Source organism: Arthrobacter sp. 9MFCol3.1 (assembly GCF_000620385.1).
Classification (GTDB): Bacteria; Actinomycetota; Actinomycetes; order Actinomycetales; family Micrococcaceae; genus Arthrobacter.
Genome location: NZ_JIBJ01000018.1, coordinates 27,546 through 43,123, shown reverse-complemented (window position 1 = coordinate 43,123; position 15,578 = coordinate 27,546). Strand labels below are relative to the sequence as shown.

Genomic DNA, 15,578 nt, shown 5'->3' with positions numbered 1-15,578 from the left:
ACCCGCTGGTCCGTACACCCCCCAAGTCCGGACCGGCGGGTTCTTCTATGCCCGGCTGGTTTTGGTCCCGTCGGGACGCGCAGTTACTCCCAGTCGGGACGGTCCGTTTTGGGCCGCAGTGAGAGGATGAAGTAATGACTGCAACCCTTGTTGCCAAGGACCTGTCCGGTGGACACGATCACCGCACACTCTTCTCGAAGCTGTCCCTGACCGTAGCGCCCGGTGACGTCGTCGGCGTGGTCGGCGCCAATGGTGCCGGCAAATCAACCCTGCTGCGGCTGCTGGCCGGCGTCGACGGTCCGCAGGAAGGCACAGTGCGCCTGGCCCCCGCCGACGCCTTTGTCGGCTGGCTGCCGCAGGAGCACGAACGGATTGCCGGCGAAACGGTCGCGGGCTATATCGCCCGGCGCACCGGCTGCGCCCAGGCGACCCTGGAGATGGAATCCACCGCGGAGGCGCTGGGCTCCGGCGCTCCGGGCTCCGACGACGCCTACTCCCTGGCCTTCGACCGTTGGATGGCCTCCGGTGCCGCCGACCTGGAGGACCGCATCCCGTCCGTCCTGGCGGACCTTGGCCTCGATGTGGGCACGGACGCCGGAATGACTGGCCTGTCCGGTGGCCAGGCGGCCCGCGTGGCGCTCGCCGCCCTGCTGCTGAGCCGGTTCGACATCGTGCTCCTGGACGAACCCACCAACGACCTGGACCTCAACGGCCTGGCCAAGCTCGAGGCCTTCGTGCAGGGCCTGCGCGGCGGCGCCGTCCTGGTCTCGCATGACCGCGAGTTCCTGGCGCGCTGCGTCACCACCATCGTGGAACTGGATCTGGCCCAGAACTCGGTGGCGGTGTACGACGGCGGCTACGAGGCCTACCTGGAGGAACGCGCCGTCGCCCGCCGGCACGCCCGGGAACGTTTCGAGGAGTACGCGAACACCAAGGCGGACCTCGTCTCCCGCGCCCGCACCCAGCGCGAGTGGAGCTCCCAGGGTGTCCGCAACGCCATGAAGAAGAACCCGGACAATGACAAGATCCGCCGGGCGGCCAGCACCGAGTCCTCCGAGAAGCAGGGCCAGAAGGTCCGGCAGATGGAGTCCCGCATTGCCCGGCTCGAAGAAGTTGAAGAGCCGCGCAAGGAATGGCAGCTGCAGTTCAGCATCGGAGCGGCACCCCGCTCCAGCGCCGTCGTCGCCACCCTGCGCGACGCCGTCGCGGTGCAGGGCGACTTCACCCTGGGCCCGGTGAATCTTCAGCTGAACGCGGGCGAACGGATCGGGATCACGGGTCCCAACGGCGCCGGCAAGTCCACCCTGCTCCGGCTCCTGCTCGGCGTCCAGCAGCCCGACTCCGGTGACGCCTCCATGGGAGCGTCCGTGGCTGTCGGGGAGATCGACCAGGCGCGCGGCCTCCTGGCCGGCGACATGTTGCTCGCAGACGCCGTCGAGGCCGTCCTGACGGACCAGACCCCGGCTGAGGTGCGCACCCTGCTGGCCAAATTCGGCCTCAAAGCCGATCACACCAACCGGGCCGTGGACTCCCTTTCCCCGGGGGAACGGACCCGGGCCGCCCTGGCGCTGCTGCAGGCCCGCGGCGTGAACCTGCTGGTGCTGGACGAACCCACCAACCACCTTGACCTGCCCGCCATCGAACAGCTCGAGGAAGCCCTCGACAGCTATGACGGCGCGCTGCTGCTGGTCACCCACGACCGCCGGCTGCTGGAAAACGTCCGCCTGGACGTGCGCTGGAACGTCGAGAACGGCGTCGTCACCGAACTGCACGTCGATGCCCCGAAAGGCAACACCACATGAGCATGGACCGGGTCGCCTGGAGCTCCCTCTACAACATCACCCGCGCCTCCAGCGGGTCCAAGCCGTTCTCGAAAGAGACCCTGAAGCGCGTGTTCAGCTTTGCCCGCCCCCACCGCGGCAAGCTGATCGCCTTCGTGCTGCTGTCCATCGTGATGGCCTTCCTGGCTGTCGCCACCCCGGTCCTCGCCGGGCAGGTGGTTGACGAGATCATCGCCCACGCGGAGGCCTCAACCGTGATCTGGCTGGCCGTCCTGATCGCCATTGTCGCGGTGGCGGAGGCGGGCCTGGGCCTCGTGACGCGCTGGCTGTCCTCGACGATCGGCGAAGGAGTGATCGTGGACCTGCGCACGAAAGTCTTCGACCACGTCCAGAAAATGCCGATCGCCTTCTTCACCCGGACCCGGACCGGGGCCCTGGTCAGCCGGCTGAACAATGATGTCATTGGCGCGCAGTCGGCCTTCGCCGGCACGCTCTCCGGCGTGGTCAGCAATGTCGTGGCCCTGGCGCTGACGCTCGCGGTGATGCTGAACAAATCGTGGCTTGTGACGGTGCTCGCCATGATCCTGCTGCCGATCTTCCTGATCCCGGCCCGCCGGATGGGCTCCAAACTGGCCGATCTGCGGCGCGAAGCCGCCGAACACAACGCCACCATGGGCACCCAGATGACCGAGCGCTTCTCCGCGCCCGGTGCCACGCTGGTCAAGCTCTTCGGCCGCCCCGACGAGGAATCCCGCGAGTTCGCCCTCCGGGCCGGCCGCGTCCGGGACATCGGGGTCCGCACCGCCATGCTGCAGTTCACCTTCGTCACGGCGCTGACGCTGGTCTCTGCCTTGGCCCTGGCACTGGTCTACGGCCTGGGCGGCTGGCTCGCGCTTGAGGGGCAGCTGGCCGCGGGCGACGTCGTGGTGCTCGCGCTGCTGCTCACCCGCCTGTACGCGCCGCTCACGGCACTTTCGAGCGCGCGGGTGGAGGTCATGAGCGCCCTGGTCAGCTTCGAGCGCGTCTTTGAGATCCTGGACCTCAAGCCGCTCATCCAGCAGAAGCCGGATGCGGTGGCCTCCCCGCCGGGTCCGCTCTCGGTGGAGTTCGACGACGTCCGCTTCGCCTACCCCTCGGCGGAGAAGGTCTCCTTGGCCTCCCTGGAGGACGTGCTGACCCTGGACACCCGCGGCGGCGAGGAAGTGCTGCACGGCATCAGCTTCCGGGTGGAACCGGGCCAGACGGTGGCCCTCGTCGGCTCCTCCGGAGCGGGCAAGTCCACCATTGCGCAGCTCCTGTCGCGTCTGTACGACGTCGACTCCGGCGCCATCCGCTTCGGCGGCACCACACCCGGCACCGGCGTGGACGTCCGCGACCTCACGTTCGACTCGATGCGCGCGACCCTCGGCATGGTGACGCAGGACGGTCACCTGTTCCACGAGAGCATCGCCTCCAACCTGCGCCTGGCCCGCCCGGAGGCCACCGAAGAGCAGATGTGGGATGCGCTGCGGCGTGCCCGGCTCGAAGACATGATCCGGTCCCTGCCCGATGGGCTGGACACCGTGGTGGGGGAGCGCGGCTACCGGCTCTCCGGCGGCGAGCGGCAACGCCTGACCATCGCCCGCCTGCTGATCGCGCAGCCGCGGGTGGTCATCCTCGACGAAGCCACCGCAGCGCTGGATTCGACCAACGAGGCCGCCGTCCAGGAGGCGCTGGGCGCCGCGCTCGAAGGCCGCACCGCCGTCGTGATCGCCCACCGTCTCTCGACGATCCGTGCGGCGGACGCGATCCTGGTGGTGGAGGACGGCTCGATCGTGGAGCGCGGTACCCACCGGGAGCTCCTGGCCGCCGAGGGCCGCTACGCGGAGCTGTACCGGACGCAGTTCTCTGAGGCCAGCGCGGTCGCCCAGGAGGCCGTGCCCGGCTACTGAGCCGGCGTTGAAGGCCGGTGTCGGAGGCTGGTGTTGGAGGCTGGTGTTGGAGGCTGGTGTTGGAGGCCTCTCGCCGGTACGGTCCTAGCCCGCGGACGGCTTGGCGGACAGGGCCGGCAGCACATGGTCCGTCAGCAGCGGGGCGAGGTCGCCGGGCAGCTCGGCGGACAGGTCCAGCCAGCGGATCTCGGCGATTTCCGCCGACGGCCGGGCGCTCCACACCCCGGGCGCGGTGAAGACCGTGGCCTCGATCTGGGTGGCCGCCTCGTTGGCGGCATCCGCCAGCCAGCAGCCCAGCAGATCCAGCCGGTCCGGGGCCAGCACGATCCCCACTTCTTCCTGGAGCTCGCGCGCCGCCGCCTGGGCCGCCGTTTCGCCGGCCTCGGGTTTGCCGCCGGGGTGCATGAACTTGTCCGTGCCCCGTTTCCGGACGGTCAGGAGGCGCCCGGAGCGATCGAAAACGCAGACCGCGGAGACGACGATGCGCGGGTTCATCCGGCGCGCCCTGCATCGGGCGCGGCATCAGGGGCCGCGTCCGGCGTTACGCCTGGCCTTGGAACCGGAACTGGGCCTGGCCCTGCCCCAGGTCCTGCTCCTGGTGTTGCTTCTGGTTTTGCTTTCAGCCGTCGCAGGACGGACTCCAGCAGCTGGTCCTTGGCGGGGCCGGTGACATCCCAGCGGTAGCCGCATTGGTCCGGTCCGTGGAACGTGTACGTCACGCGGTAGGTGTCTGGGTCGCACCAGTGCTCGTCCTGGTTGGCCTGCCCGGCGAAGCCCATGCGGTGGAAGGGGCGGCCGTCCGGGAAGTACACGTCCAGGACCTCGGGGGTGTCCGCGGGCCGCAGCAGATATTCCCGGCTCGCCGGGCCGGTGAACGGTGCGCCGTCCAGGGGTGCCCAGCGCACGGTGCCTTCTTCACGCCACCACAGGCCGTCGTCGTGGGGGGTGAAGCGTACGACGCCGGTGAAGGTTCCACTGATCCCGGTGCTGCGGTCCAGCAGGGTGCGGTCGACGGACCAGGAACCGCGCAGGTAGGCGCGGAGGTCAAAGTCCGGACCCGTGTCCGGGGTTTCGTCCGGGGCAGGAATGTTCAAGTGCCCTCGATTGGAATCGAACCAACGACACCGGCTTTAGGAGAGCCGTGCTCTATCCACTGAGCTACGAGGGCGGGTATCCGCGGGCGGCCGGGGCCGGTCCGGTCGGACACGGATATAAGCATACAAGGTGAGCGCGCGTACTACGCTCTTGGCATGACTGCAGGAACCGCCGAGCTGTCCGCCGGAGCCCTCTACTACCCCGATGTGGCCGCGACCAGGTTTTACGTCGGGGCCCTGGCGAAGCTGAGCGTGTTGCAGTATTTCGTGGCCGAGGCGGCTGTGATCGGCGCCTGGGCGGGAGCGGAGCCATACAGCCGCCGCACGGGCTACATCAGCGACCTCGGCGCCGTGGCGTGTGGAGAGTTCTCCGGCCGGGACGTCTGCTCGCCGGCGCACCTGCTGATGAACGCGTCGTTTGTGGTCCAAGGCCTTGGCATGATGGTCGGCGCGCTGCTGCTCGGCTCGGCCCTCCTGTGCTGTGCCGCGCGGACCGGAGTGCCCCTCAGACGCGGCCGGGTGCCGGGGCGGGCGCACGGCCGCGCGCGCTGGGGCGCGGGGGTGGTGGCGGCGGTCGCCGCCCGGCTGCTGACCGGCACGGCCGGGGCAGGAACGGTCATCGTGGGGCTGGTGCCCGAGGACGCGGGATCGGCCTGGCACGTGGCCGGTGCCCTGATGTACTTCGCCGCCGGGGCATTGGCGCTCGTGGTCCTCGGTTGGCTTTGGCTCCGGCAGACGCCGCTCGGGTGGTTCATTCTGGGCTGCGGGGTTGTGTCCCTGGCGGCGCTCATTGCGGGCGGGCTGACGGACATGCACGTGCCGGAACCCGGCACCCTGGAGCGGCTCATGGGCTATCCCATCACCGTCGGCGTCGCCGCGGCCGGTCTTGTCATCGCCCAGCGGGTCCAGCACGAACGCACGGTGCGCAAGCAGGCCCGGGCCCGGGCCAGCTGAGGCGGGCCGGCTGAGGCAGGCCGGCTGTGGCTGTCCGGCTGGGGCGGGCCGGCTGGGGCAGGCCCCCAGGGCCGCGCGAGAGGGGCCGGGCCAGAGGGCCCGGGCCCTCTGGCCCGTCGGGGAGGGCCCTTAGGGCGCCGGCGCCGTCGCGCTGGGAGCCGGGGCGGCGGTCGCCGTCGCCTGGGCCATGATCTTCATCAGTTCCTCGTCCCGCAGCTTTGACCACGGCGACTCCGGCGATCCCTGCAGTGCAGCTTCGGGGCTGTCGGTCTGGGTCCACCATTTTGCTTCGAACACCCGGCCTTCGAAGAGCACCCGGGCGCCCTTGCGGTAGACGGTGGCCGGCTGCCAGGCCGGGGCAGTCCCGGCCGGTGCCGTCAACTGCGGCGTCGGCCGGTCAGCGGCCAGGACCGGACCGATAATGCGCCAGGGGGTCGCGGTGCCCTGCAGGACGGGGTTGTCCGGGGTGTCGGCGCGGGTCCACCATTTGGCCTCGTAAACGTTCGAATGCCACACGATCCGCTCCCCGGCGGTGTAGGCCGTGGCCTCGGACCACACCGGGTACGGGCTGGTGGAGGGGTTGTCGCTGACGGCAGGGACGGGCGTCTGCGCCGCCGCGGCAGACGGCGCAGCCGACGGGCTGGCCATGACACCCGCGCCAAGGATCGTGGCGAACGATGAGCTTCCCTGGTCCACGCCGCTGCAGCCATCGGAAACCTTCGTGACGTCCGGGAAATTCTGGCTGCAGGTGCGGTCACGGTTCAGGGACCACATGGAAAGCCGGCCGATGCCGCGGGCACTGGCGTAGGCGCTGAGTTCCTGCGCGTCCTTGAGCGTGAAGATCTCGCCGGCGACGTCGTTCTGGCCGATCATCGGCGTCAGCCCGACCTTGCGCCACACCGTTCCGCTGCCGAGTTCGGTGCCGGCGGCCCGGTACAGGCCGGTCAGTTGCTGATGGGTGGCTTCCGCGGCGGACACAGCGTTCTCGTACATGGACCGGCCCGGCAGCATGCTCCCGCCGTAGTCCATGGTCATGGCGTTCACCCCGGCAAGGTCGACGCCCGCGGTGATCATCTTCTGGACGGCGTCGCTGCCCGCCGCCGTGATGCCGTTGGGGTCCGCCGGCAGTGTCAGCCAGACGCTCAGGGACTTGCCCTCGCGCTGGCGGTCCTGCTGGAGCGCGGCGATGGCCACCGAGCGCCGCTGAAGGGCCGCGGGGTCGGACAGGGCCTCGCCTTCCACGTCGAGGTCGATGCTGTTGACCTGATAGCGGTCGACGACGGTCCGGTAGGCCGACTTGAGCTGGGCGGGATCGGTGCACGCAACGGCCAGCTCCTGGTTGGCCAGCCCGCCGAAGGACACCGCCACGGTGCCGCCGAGCTGCTGAAGCCGGGCCACCCGCCGGTCCAGGTCCAGCGAGGCGGCGGCGTCCGAGAGGGAGTAGGCGGCCCCCCAGGAAGGCGAGCACGGATCCTTGGGGTCAGCCACCACGAAGGACAGCACGACCTTTTCGGCTTCCTTGGACGCCGGGTCCTCGAATGCGTACCGGGGCGTGGCGGTGACATCGACGTATCCCGAGAAAACGGACGGGATGGCCTCGGCCGCCCGGACGTCCTGGAAGTTGCCCCATGCGGCAACGCCGCCGGCGGCGGCCGCCACCACGGCGCCGATGAGTACACCCAGCCGGACCACTGATAGTTTGCGGCCTGGGAATCGTTCGGACACGGGGTCCCCCTTGTGCGTCTTTCGTTGGGCAGCCGGGCACGCGCCGGCAGCCGGCATCAGCTCGTGAAATTTCCGGGGTGTCTGATGTCCGGCAAGCCTCTGACCTTGCATTATCATAAGGGCACTCACCGGAACATTCCGGTGCGGCGTGCGGGTTTTGCCGTAGGCGCGCGCCAATATGCCGACTTTGCAGTCTTATGGGGACTAATGCCAGATCAGCTTGTCTTGCCGCGCTTGGATTCGGAAAGCGCGACCACCGAACAAAAAGGTGCGGTCCGGCGCCGTCAATGGGGGGCAGAGCGGCGTTCCGAACCGCTGTCAATTGTTCATCCGAGACCATCCCGGCGCAAAATAATCCTTGGCCGCCTGGGAATTCTCACGACGCTGGCGGCTTGGGTAACGTACGTCATTTCGACCATTCTGAAAGAGCTCGCTGACAATCCCAATGCGGGTTTCAGGTTTCAGTTTGAGACGGTTTCCTACCTCATTGTCGTAACATTTCTGACGTTTTCCGCCCTCATGTACCTGATGGCCCGGCAGGGCGCCCTGTACCGGTTCCGCGACCATGCCAGGGTGCCGCGCGGCGAGCTGGACCGGCACTTCGCCGAGTACTCCGAGGGCGTCACCGTGCTGGTGCCCTCCTATGCCGAAGAGCCCCAGGTGGTGCGGGCGACGCTGTGGTCCGCGGCGCTGCAGGAGTTCCCGGATCTCAACGTGGTGCTGCTGCTCGATGACCCGCCTCATCCCTCGGACCTGGGTGACCGGGTCCGGCTGGACAAGACCCGAGCGCTGACCGCCGAGATCGCCGCAGAGCTCAGCGTCCCGGCCGCGCGCTTCAACACTGCCCTGGCCGAATTCCGCAGCCGGGAAAAGGCGCACGGGCGCGGTACTGCGGCCGAGGTGGCCCTGCTGATCGCCGAATATGAGGCAGCCGCCGAATGGCTCGAAGCGATGGCTGCTGCCGAAACAGTGGAGGACCACGTTGACGAGTTCTTCGTCGACCTCGTCCTGATGGGCCTGGCCCGCGAGCTGAGGCTCGTGCTCCTGGGACTGAACGCTGCGCTGGCCCAGCAGACCTCGCCGCCGCGCACGCGGATCGAAGAGCTGTACCTCCGGCTGACCTGGATCTTCAACGTCTCCACCGAAACGTTCGAACGCAAAAAGTACGCGAGCCTTTCCCACGAGGCGAACAAGGCCATGAACCTCAACGCCTACATTTCGCTGATGGGCCACACCTGGCAGAAGGAAACCACCGCCGACGGCGTGGTCCTGCGCAAGGTGGGCGCCGGCGTCGTTCCTGACCTGGACGGCGAGATCATGGACGTCCCGGACACGACCTATCTGTTGACGCTCGATGCCGACTCGCTGCTTTTGCGCGACTACTGCCTCCGGCTGGTCTACTTCCTGGAATCGGCCGGCAACGAGCGCGTCGCGGTCACCCAGACACCGTACTCCTCCTTCCGTGGGGCCCCCACCCGCATCGAGCGGGTCGCCGGAGCCACTACTGACCTCCAGCACATCCTCCACCAGGGCATGACCTACTACGGTGCGACCTTCTGGGTGGGCGCCAACGCCGTCATCCGCAAACGCGCCCTGGAGGACATCGTCGAGGTGGAGACCTCCGGCGGTTTCGAGGTCCGGACTTACATCCAGGACCGAACCGTCATCGAAGATACCGAATCCAGCATCGATCTCGGCCAGCACGGCTGGACCCTGGTGAACTATCCGGAACGGCTCAGCTACAGCGCCACACCCCCGGATTTCGGCTCCCTCGTGGTCCAGCGCCGGCGCTGGGCGAACGGCGGCCTGCTGATCCTGCCCAAACTGTGGGTCCAGCTCCGCCAGCACCGGTCCGAGCGCCGCGCGATCCTGTTCCGGGAGGTGCTGTTGCGGGTGAACTACATGGCGTCCATCGCGTGGGCCAGCTTTGGCCTCGTCTTCCTCCTGGCGTACCCCTACGACAGCCGGCTGCTGAGCCCGATCGTGTTCATCGCCGCCCTGCCGTATTTCCTGGCCATGGGCAGCGACCTGCGCGACTGCGGGCACCGCTTCAGTGACATCCTCCGGATCTACGGCTTCAACCTTGTGCTGCTGCCGGTCAACCTGGCGGGCGTGCTGAAATCGCTGCAGCAGGCCGTCACAGGCGACAAGATTCCCTTCGCCCGCACGCCCAAGGTCAAGGACCGCACCGCCGCCCCGGCGATCTACGTCCTGACGCCGTACGCGATCGTCGCCTTCTCGCTGCTGACCGTATGGCGGGACGCGCAAGTGGGGAACTGGGGCAACGTGGCCTTCGCCTCCGTCAACGCCATCCTGGCTGCGGGCGCGATCCGCGCTTACATCGGAGTCTTCAACTCCGCCGTGGATGTCTTCCTCGGGGTGGTTAACTGGCTGTATGTCAGTCCCAGGCCCAAGAAAGAGAAGGAGAGCCCCGTGATAGCCAAGACAGCTGAGGAAGTCGACTGGGAAACGATTCTCTATCACGGCGACCGACGGCTGAACCGTGACCTCCGGGGCTCCGCCGACCGCCGCCGTCGAATTGCGGTCCGATGACACTCGAGGCCCTGGCCGGGCCCGAAGGACGGCTTCCGGAGGGGCTGCCGGACACGGCAGCGGCAGCCGGCGCCCTCCTGGGGGCGGCGGCGGTGGCCGCGGCACGGGCAACCGACGGGGCGCCTGCCGACGGCGGTGCCGCCCGGAGCATCGGCGTGCGGATGATCGACGGCGGAATCATCGAGGTCCAGCTGCCCGCCAACCAGGAGATCGAGGGTCCGGAGGCACGCATCGCCGGTGACATCGTCCGCACGCTCGCCGCGGGTCGGCGGATGCCGGTGCTCCTGGTGATCACCGGCGTCGTCGGTGTCAGCATGGAGGCCCGCCAGGTCTACAGCGGTTCCATAGCGGCGACGGCGTTCGCCCTGGTGGGCGAGAGCCCGGTGGACCGGGTCATTGCCCACTACCTCCTGCGGTCCCGAAGCGAGACGATCCCGGCGCAGTTCTTCACCTCAGAATCCGCGGCCGTCGAGTGGCTAAGGCAGTACACCCGTGAAGAATGAAGCACCGGACCCCAGGCTGCACGCCCTCGTGGAGGGCATCGTGCGGATCGCCGGAGGCGATCTGAGCACCCGGATCCCGCATTCGGGAGCCCGCGACGACGTCGCCGCCGTCATCGCTGGCATCAACCTGATGGCCGATGACCTGCAGACCATTTACCAGGAGCTGGAGGAGCGGGTCGAAAGCCGCACGGCCATGCTGCGCGAGGCGCAGGTGGAGCTCGAACGCATGGCGCTGACCGACCCCCTGACCCAGCTCGCCAACCGGACGGCACTGAACTCGGTCCTGAGCCATGCCCTGGCGGAATCCTCGCGCGGCGAGATGCCGCCGGCCCTCCTGATTCTGGATCTCGATTCCTTCAAGGGCATTAACGACACCCTGGGGCACAGCGCCGGCGACGACGTCCTGCGGGCCATCGCACGCCGGCTCCAGGACGCCGTCCGCGAAACGGATACCGTGGCGCGCCTTGGCGGCGACGAGTTCGCCGTCATGCTGCCGAAGTCCAATCTGGTCCGGGCACGCCGGGTGGCGAACAGGATCCTCAAGGCACTCAGTGAGAGCCTCGACGTCGGGGACCTGAAAGTCACGTGCGGAACGAGCATCGGCCTGCGGATCGCGGAACCCGGCCAGTCCGTCGATGACCTGGTCATGGAGGCCGACACGGCCATGTACGCCGCCAAGGCGCAGCAGCACAGCAGCATCAAAGTCTTCGAGCCGGCCCTCCTGTACGCGCGCCGGCTGCAGAGCGTCATGATTACGGAAATGCGCGAGGCCATCCGGCAGGACCAGCTGACCCTGCACTACCAGCCGGTGGTGGACCTCGCGACCGGCAGGATCGAGGGCGTGGAGGCGCTGGTCCGGTGGAACCACCCGGAGCGCGGTCTGCTCATGCCGGACCAGTTCATTCCCCTGGCCGAGGAAACCGGCATGATCGTGGACCTGGGCCACTGGGTGCTGCGCAACGCCGTGCGCCAATTGCGGAAATGGCAGCAGGACCTGCAGGTGGACAGCACTTTTAACGTCCGCGTCAACATCTCCACCACCGAACTGCAAAACCTCGAGCTGATCGAACATGTGCGGGACATCCTCAGGGAGACCGGCGTGGATGCATCAAACCTGATCGTGGAGCTGACCGAGTCCATGGCGGTCAACGGCGGCGACGTCGACCAGTATTCGCTCAACGGCCTCCGCCGGCTCGGCGTGCAGCTTGAGATCGATGACTTCGGGACCGGCTATTCCTCCATCAGCTACCTGCGGAAGCTGCCGGTGAACGTGGTCAAGATCGACCGCAGCCTGATCAGCGGCCTCGGCGACGACGAGCAGCAGCGGGACTTCGTCGCCGCGGTGCTGCACCTCATCCACGCCTGCGGCCTGAAGGCGCTGGCCGAGGGGATAGAGACGGCGGAACAGGCGGAAGTCTTGCGAGAGATGGGCTGCGGCAGCGGCCAGGGCTATTACTTTGGCAGGCCTGCGCCGGCGGCCGAGATCGTGGCGTTGTTTGCGGGGAATGGAAAGCTGTTGTAGTGCCGGGCCTGGTGGATGTTGGGCTGGTGAACGAAGATTAAACACTGACGGCGGGCGCCGGAATCACTTCCGACACCCGCCGCCTGTCAGTGCAGTCTCCGTTACTTCTTGGTGGAGTCCGGCCACCAGTTCACAGCTTCGACCGAGCCCTGACCTGAATTGCTGCCGCTAGCCGAAATGGCGGATGCGGCAGACAGGCCAGCGGCGGCCAGCGCACCGGCGACGAGGAGTGTTGCAAGGGTCTTCTTCATTAGGACTCCTGATACGTAAGAGGCTGATGTGACTCATGTGACTTGTGGTGCAGATTTAGTATAGGGCCAAACGACACGCCGCTGTATAACGATTCGCTCCGCAACGAATGGTTTCGTGTTATTCGCGCGAAGCTTCGGAAGTCCTGAGGCAATATTGTGCAGGTCTTGCTTGCGCGGTTTGTTCGCTTCCACTCCCGCGGCAACGGATAATTGAGACATGCAACAAAGCTCCGTTTCACCCTCGTACGCCACTGCAGAGCTGCAGGCGCGCGAACACCGGTCCAATCACGAGTTCCGAGAGGCCGCCGGCGCTGCCCAGGCGGCAGCGGAAATCGGGCGGGCGGATGGCGATGGCGCGTCCTGGTGGAACATGACATTGTTTCGTGCCGAGTGCCTGCTTGCCGCGGGTGACTTTGAAGCCAGCGCGGATGTTGCCGGTGCCCTACTTGCGGAACCCGGCGATGCAATGCCGCAACTCCAAGCGCAGGTACATATCCTCCTCGCCAAAGCGCATCAAGGACTCGGGCGCCTAGAACAAGCGGCGGATGAGGCCAGGGCAGCGGCCGATCTCCTGAACGGCGAAGACGACGTCGAGATCGCCGTAAAAGCCCGGCAGGCGCTTATCGCGGCCCTCGCGGACAGCGGGCGACTCGACGAAGCATGGGCCGAAAGCCTCATCATGGCCGACATTATTTCGGGCGAAGTCGATGACCAGTTGGTGGGCAAGGCGTACTGGGTCATTGGAAACGTCGCGTTTCTTTGCAGCAAAGTCGCCGAGGGGCTGCACTATCACGAGCTCGCCGCGGCCACTTTTTCGCCGGCCCGGAACCTCACTGTTTGGGCGAAATTCAACAAAGCCTCCGCAGCCATGCGGCTCGCCGCCGATGTTGCGGACGCGGACACCCTGCGCTGCATTGAACGCGCGGAACTTGCCACGGACGTCATTGGCGGCAGCCCCAATGATTTCTTGTTGCTGAAACTAAACCGAGGCCACTGGAACTACCTTGCAGGCGAATTTGCCGCCGCCGCCGAACTGCTCGAACAGATTTGTGTTGATCTGGACACGCCTTCCCCGCAGATTCTGGGCGAGGCATTCCTGCTTTTGGGCCGATCCCATGCTGCCTTGGGGAACCGAGCCGAAGCCCGGAAGTACCTGATCCAAGCAGCAGACCACTTTGAGAAGGCTGGCGCCCCGCAGCGTGCGGAGCAGGCCCTTGAGTTCCTGAACGAAGTGCCCTGACTTCGCGCTGAAGTGAACATGCCCTCCGCTGGACTTGAGGGCTGGACATAATGGCAAGATGTCCTCCGGCCGGGCCGAACGATGGACATGTGCCGTGCTCGAGACCAGGTGCGAGGGACGACTCCAGTCGCCGCGGCCAAGAATGGACATGTCCCGCGTTCTAAGCCGAGTGTAGGGAAATAGCCCTGCCGCCGCGACCAAGAATGGACATGTCCCCGGTTCTAAGCCGCAGTGGGGAGATAGCCCTGCCGCGGCGACCAAGAATGGACATGTCCCTGGTTTTAAGCCGGGAACAGAGAACTAGCCCCGCCGCGCGGATCAGGACTGGAAATGTCCCGGGGTGAGGGGAGCGGCGGCTGCCTTGCGGCCAAGTATTACGGCGGCGACGCCGGCCACGACGCTCAGCGCCAGAAGCGCCCAGCCGGCCACGGTGAGACCGGAGGCCAGGGCGACCTGACCGCCGTCGAGGGTGTCGGCGGACATCATTTCGTCGATCACCGTGTTGCCCCACAGCCGGACCGCAGCAAAGAGCAGCGGCAGCAACCACAGCGCCCAGCGCAGGGATTTCCGGGCCACGTTGGTTCCGATCAGCAGCAGCCAGGTGAAGCCAAAGATCAGCGGGAAGAGCATGCCGGCCGTCTTGTGGACGTAGTTCAGCTGGCCCCGGGCATCGGCGTCCATGGCCGCGCGCAGTTGCTCCACGAACCCCAGGTCAAAGCCGCCGACCAACGAGTCGGGCATTGACTGGCCGCCCGACAACTGCGTGAGCTGGTTGAGGGTGAGCAGGTGCAGATACCAGAACAGGAACAGGCTGGCCACGACCCCGGCGATGACAATCAGATTGCTGTTGCTCTGTGCCTTCTGCGGTGTCCGGCTGGTGGTCGGATTGATCACCGGAGGGAGATGATGCTGGGGGACCGCCGCGTTGGCGCCGTGCTTTTTGATCCGCTGCGCGGGTGTCTTGGCCATGGCTCCATTATCGCCCGCCCTGCACGCCCCTCCGCGCCGCCGTCAGCCCGCCCCTCCGCGCCGCCGTCAGCCCGGCCGTCCGCGCCGGCTGTTCACTGCCAACGGGCGCCGATAGTCTGGGACGCGTGACCGAACTAGGAAAACACCGGCTCGGCCGGCACAGCACCGCAGAACTCGACCAGTCACTGGATGACTACCAACTGGCCGAGGCCCTGGTCCGCGAGGCCGGCACGTTGGCGCTGCTGATGCGGCAGGCGGGGATTGAGGGCCGGCAGAAGACGTCGGTCTCGGACGTGGTCACGGCCGCCGACCACGCCGCCGAGTCCTACGTCCTGGAACAGCTTCGGCGTTGCCGGCCTAATGACGCCGTCCTGGGCGAGGAGGGCGCCTCCGTGGCGGGCAGCAGCGGCCGGACCTGGGTCATTGACCCCGTCGACGGGACGTTCAACTTCCTGCATGGATCCACGTACTGGTGCTCGGCCATTGCCCTGAAGGATTCCTCCGGTGCAGGGCTCGGCGCCATCTTCCAGCCGGAAGAGGACAAACTGTGGCTGGGCGGGACGTCCCGGGCGGCCACGCTCAACGGCGAAAAACTGGTGACCTTCCTGCCCGCCGCGTCCGGTGGCACCGGACGCGCCGACACGCCGCTGTCCGATCTCGGTGCGGCAACCTACATCCATCCGACGTGGCTGGCCGATCCGATGTGTGCCATGCCCTGGCACGCGGCAGCGACATCGGCCGCCGCGCTGCGCATGTTCGGGTCCGGCTCCTGCGACCTCGGCCGGGTCGCGGACGGAGAGCTCGGCTGCTGGTTCCAGCACAGCTGCCCCGAGTGGGACTGGCTGCCCGGGAAGGCGATCGTAGAGGCGGCCGGCGGCGCGACCGACGTCGTGCGCGTCAACGGACTGGACTGGTTCATCGCGGGAGGCACGACGGCGGTGCAGCAGCTGCGCGCCGCGCTCAGCTCCGGGGGCGTCGGCTAGCTTCCCGCCTGCCGGAACTCCAGGGGGGACATGCCCATTTTTCACGGCGGTGACCGTGGGACATGCCCATTC

Annotated in this window: 13 protein-coding genes and 1 tRNA gene; 8 read left to right on the top strand and 6 right to left on the bottom strand. The window is 67.4% G+C overall.

Annotation, left to right across the window (positions count from 1 at the left end):
* Positions 1-134: 134 nt before the first annotated feature.
* Positions 135-1,802 (top strand): ABC-F family ATP-binding cassette domain-containing protein, encoded by a 1,668-nt coding sequence (locus tag C560_RS0115570; RefSeq protein ID WP_026538894.1) that lies wholly within the window; start codon positions 135-137, stop codon positions 1,800-1,802.
* Complete coding sequence (locus C560_RS0115565; protein WP_018776019.1) at positions 1,799-3,712, top strand: ABC transporter ATP-binding protein; 1,914 nt, start codon at positions 1,799-1,801, stop codon at positions 3,710-3,712. Before C560_RS0115570 ends, C560_RS0115565 begins: the two co-directional genes overlap by 4 nt.
* 84 nt (positions 3,713-3,796) lie before the next feature.
* On the opposite strand, the gene C560_RS0115560 is transcribed toward C560_RS0115565, so the two are convergent.
* The 3 genes from C560_RS0115560 to C560_RS0115550 all read right to left on the bottom strand — a co-directional run bounded on the left by C560_RS0115560 (position 3,797) and on the right by C560_RS0115550 (position 4,880).
* Positions 3,797-4,207 carry an NUDIX hydrolase gene (locus C560_RS0115560; RefSeq protein ID WP_018776020.1) on the bottom strand — a complete coding sequence of 137 codons (411 nt, stop codon included), beginning with the start codon at positions 4,205-4,207 and terminating at the stop codon, positions 3,797-3,799.
* Positions 4,204-4,806, bottom strand: a complete 603-nt coding sequence (locus C560_RS0115555) for a DUF6314 family protein (protein ID WP_026538893.1) — start codon at positions 4,804-4,806, stop codon at positions 4,204-4,206. The genes C560_RS0115560 and C560_RS0115555 overlap by 4 nt, the downstream gene beginning before the upstream one ends.
* Before the next feature lies 1 nt (position 4,807).
* Positions 4,808-4,880: transfer RNA gene (locus C560_RS0115550), tRNA-Arg, on the bottom strand.
* Positions 4,881-4,962: 82 nt separating this feature from the next.
* Here C560_RS0115550 and C560_RS0115545 point away from each other — a divergent pair.
* Complete coding sequence (locus tag C560_RS0115545; protein ID WP_026538892.1) at positions 4,963-5,760, top strand: membrane protein; 798 nt, start codon at positions 4,963-4,965, stop codon at positions 5,758-5,760.
* Between the two features lie 129 nt (positions 5,761-5,889).
* On the opposite strand, the gene C560_RS22110 is transcribed toward C560_RS0115545, so the two are convergent.
* Positions 5,890-7,485 (bottom strand): chitinase, encoded by a 1,596-nt coding sequence (locus C560_RS22110; RefSeq protein ID WP_051533229.1) that lies wholly within the window; start codon positions 7,483-7,485, stop codon positions 5,890-5,892.
* 519 nt (positions 7,486-8,004) lie between these two features.
* On the opposite strand from C560_RS22110, the gene C560_RS0115535 reads away from it, so the two are divergent.
* From C560_RS0115535 to C560_RS0115525, 3 genes are read left to right on the top strand one after another with little or no spacing between them, the layout of a single operon-like run.
* Positions 8,005-10,038, top strand: a complete 2,034-nt coding sequence (locus C560_RS0115535; protein ID WP_155855808.1) for a glycosyltransferase family 2 protein — start codon at positions 8,005-8,007, stop codon at positions 10,036-10,038.
* Positions 10,035-10,541: a DUF7793 family protein gene (locus tag C560_RS22720; protein ID WP_051533228.1), complete on the top strand. Its 507-nt coding sequence runs from the start codon at positions 10,035-10,037 to the stop codon at positions 10,539-10,541. Before C560_RS0115535 ends, C560_RS22720 begins: the two co-directional genes overlap by 4 nt.
* Positions 10,531-12,063, top strand: a complete 1,533-nt coding sequence (locus C560_RS0115525; RefSeq protein WP_026538890.1) for a putative bifunctional diguanylate cyclase/phosphodiesterase — start codon at positions 10,531-10,533, stop codon at positions 12,061-12,063. The genes C560_RS22720 and C560_RS0115525 overlap by 11 nt, the downstream gene beginning before the upstream one ends.
* Before the next feature lie 101 nt (positions 12,064-12,164).
* Here the strand turns inward: C560_RS0115525 and C560_RS23410 are convergent, their stop codons facing one another.
* A complete protein-coding gene (locus C560_RS23410) occupies positions 12,165-12,314 on the bottom strand; it encodes a hypothetical protein (protein WP_155855807.1) in 150 nt (49 codons plus the stop codon).
* 217 nt (positions 12,315-12,531) lie between these two features.
* On the opposite strand from C560_RS23410, the gene C560_RS22100 reads away from it, so the two are divergent.
* Entirely contained in the window at positions 12,532-13,554 is a 1,023-nt protein-coding gene (locus C560_RS22100) for a tetratricopeptide repeat protein (protein ID WP_051533227.1), read from the top strand.
* Between the two features lie 318 nt (positions 13,555-13,872).
* Here C560_RS22100 and C560_RS0115510 read toward each other — a convergent pair whose 3' ends face one another.
* Positions 13,873-14,523 carry a hypothetical protein gene (locus tag C560_RS0115510; RefSeq protein WP_026538889.1) on the bottom strand — a complete coding sequence of 217 codons (651 nt, stop codon included), beginning with the start codon at positions 14,521-14,523 and terminating at the stop codon, positions 13,873-13,875.
* A gap of 125 nt (positions 14,524-14,648) precedes the next feature.
* On the opposite strand from C560_RS0115510, the gene C560_RS0115505 reads away from it, so the two are divergent.
* Positions 14,649-15,506 (top strand): inositol monophosphatase family protein, encoded by an 858-nt coding sequence (locus tag C560_RS0115505; protein ID WP_026538888.1) that lies wholly within the window; start codon positions 14,649-14,651, stop codon positions 15,504-15,506.
* Positions 15,507-15,578: the final 72 nt, after the last annotated feature.

Excerpts from the sequence above, each read along its gene's own strand:
- C560_RS0115570 (WP_026538894.1), top strand. The coding sequence starts at position 135 with ATGACTGCAACCCTTGTTGCCAAGGACCTGTCCGGTGGACACGATCAC.
- C560_RS0115565 (WP_018776019.1), top strand. The coding sequence starts at position 1,799 with ATGAGCATGGACCGGGTCGCCTGGAGCTCCCTCTACAACATCACCCGC.
- C560_RS0115560 (WP_018776020.1), bottom strand. The coding sequence starts at position 4,207 with ATGAACCCGCGCATCGTCGTCTCCGCGGTCTGCGTTTTCGATCGCTCC.
- C560_RS0115545 (WP_026538892.1), top strand. The coding sequence starts at position 4,963 with ATGACTGCAGGAACCGCCGAGCTGTCCGCCGGAGCCCTCTACTACCCC.
- C560_RS0115535 (WP_155855808.1), top strand. The coding sequence starts at position 8,005 with ATGTACCTGATGGCCCGGCAGGGCGCCCTGTACCGGTTCCGCGACCAT.
- C560_RS22720 (WP_051533228.1), top strand. The coding sequence starts at position 10,035 with ATGACACTCGAGGCCCTGGCCGGGCCCGAAGGACGGCTTCCGGAGGGG.
- C560_RS23410 (WP_155855807.1), bottom strand. The coding sequence starts at position 12,314 with ATGAAGAAGACCCTTGCAACACTCCTCGTCGCCGGTGCGCTGGCCGCC.
- C560_RS22100 (WP_051533227.1), top strand. The coding sequence starts at position 12,532 with ATGCAACAAAGCTCCGTTTCACCCTCGTACGCCACTGCAGAGCTGCAG.
- C560_RS0115510 (WP_026538889.1), bottom strand. The coding sequence starts at position 14,523 with ATGGCCAAGACACCCGCGCAGCGGATCAAAAAGCACGGCGCCAACGCG.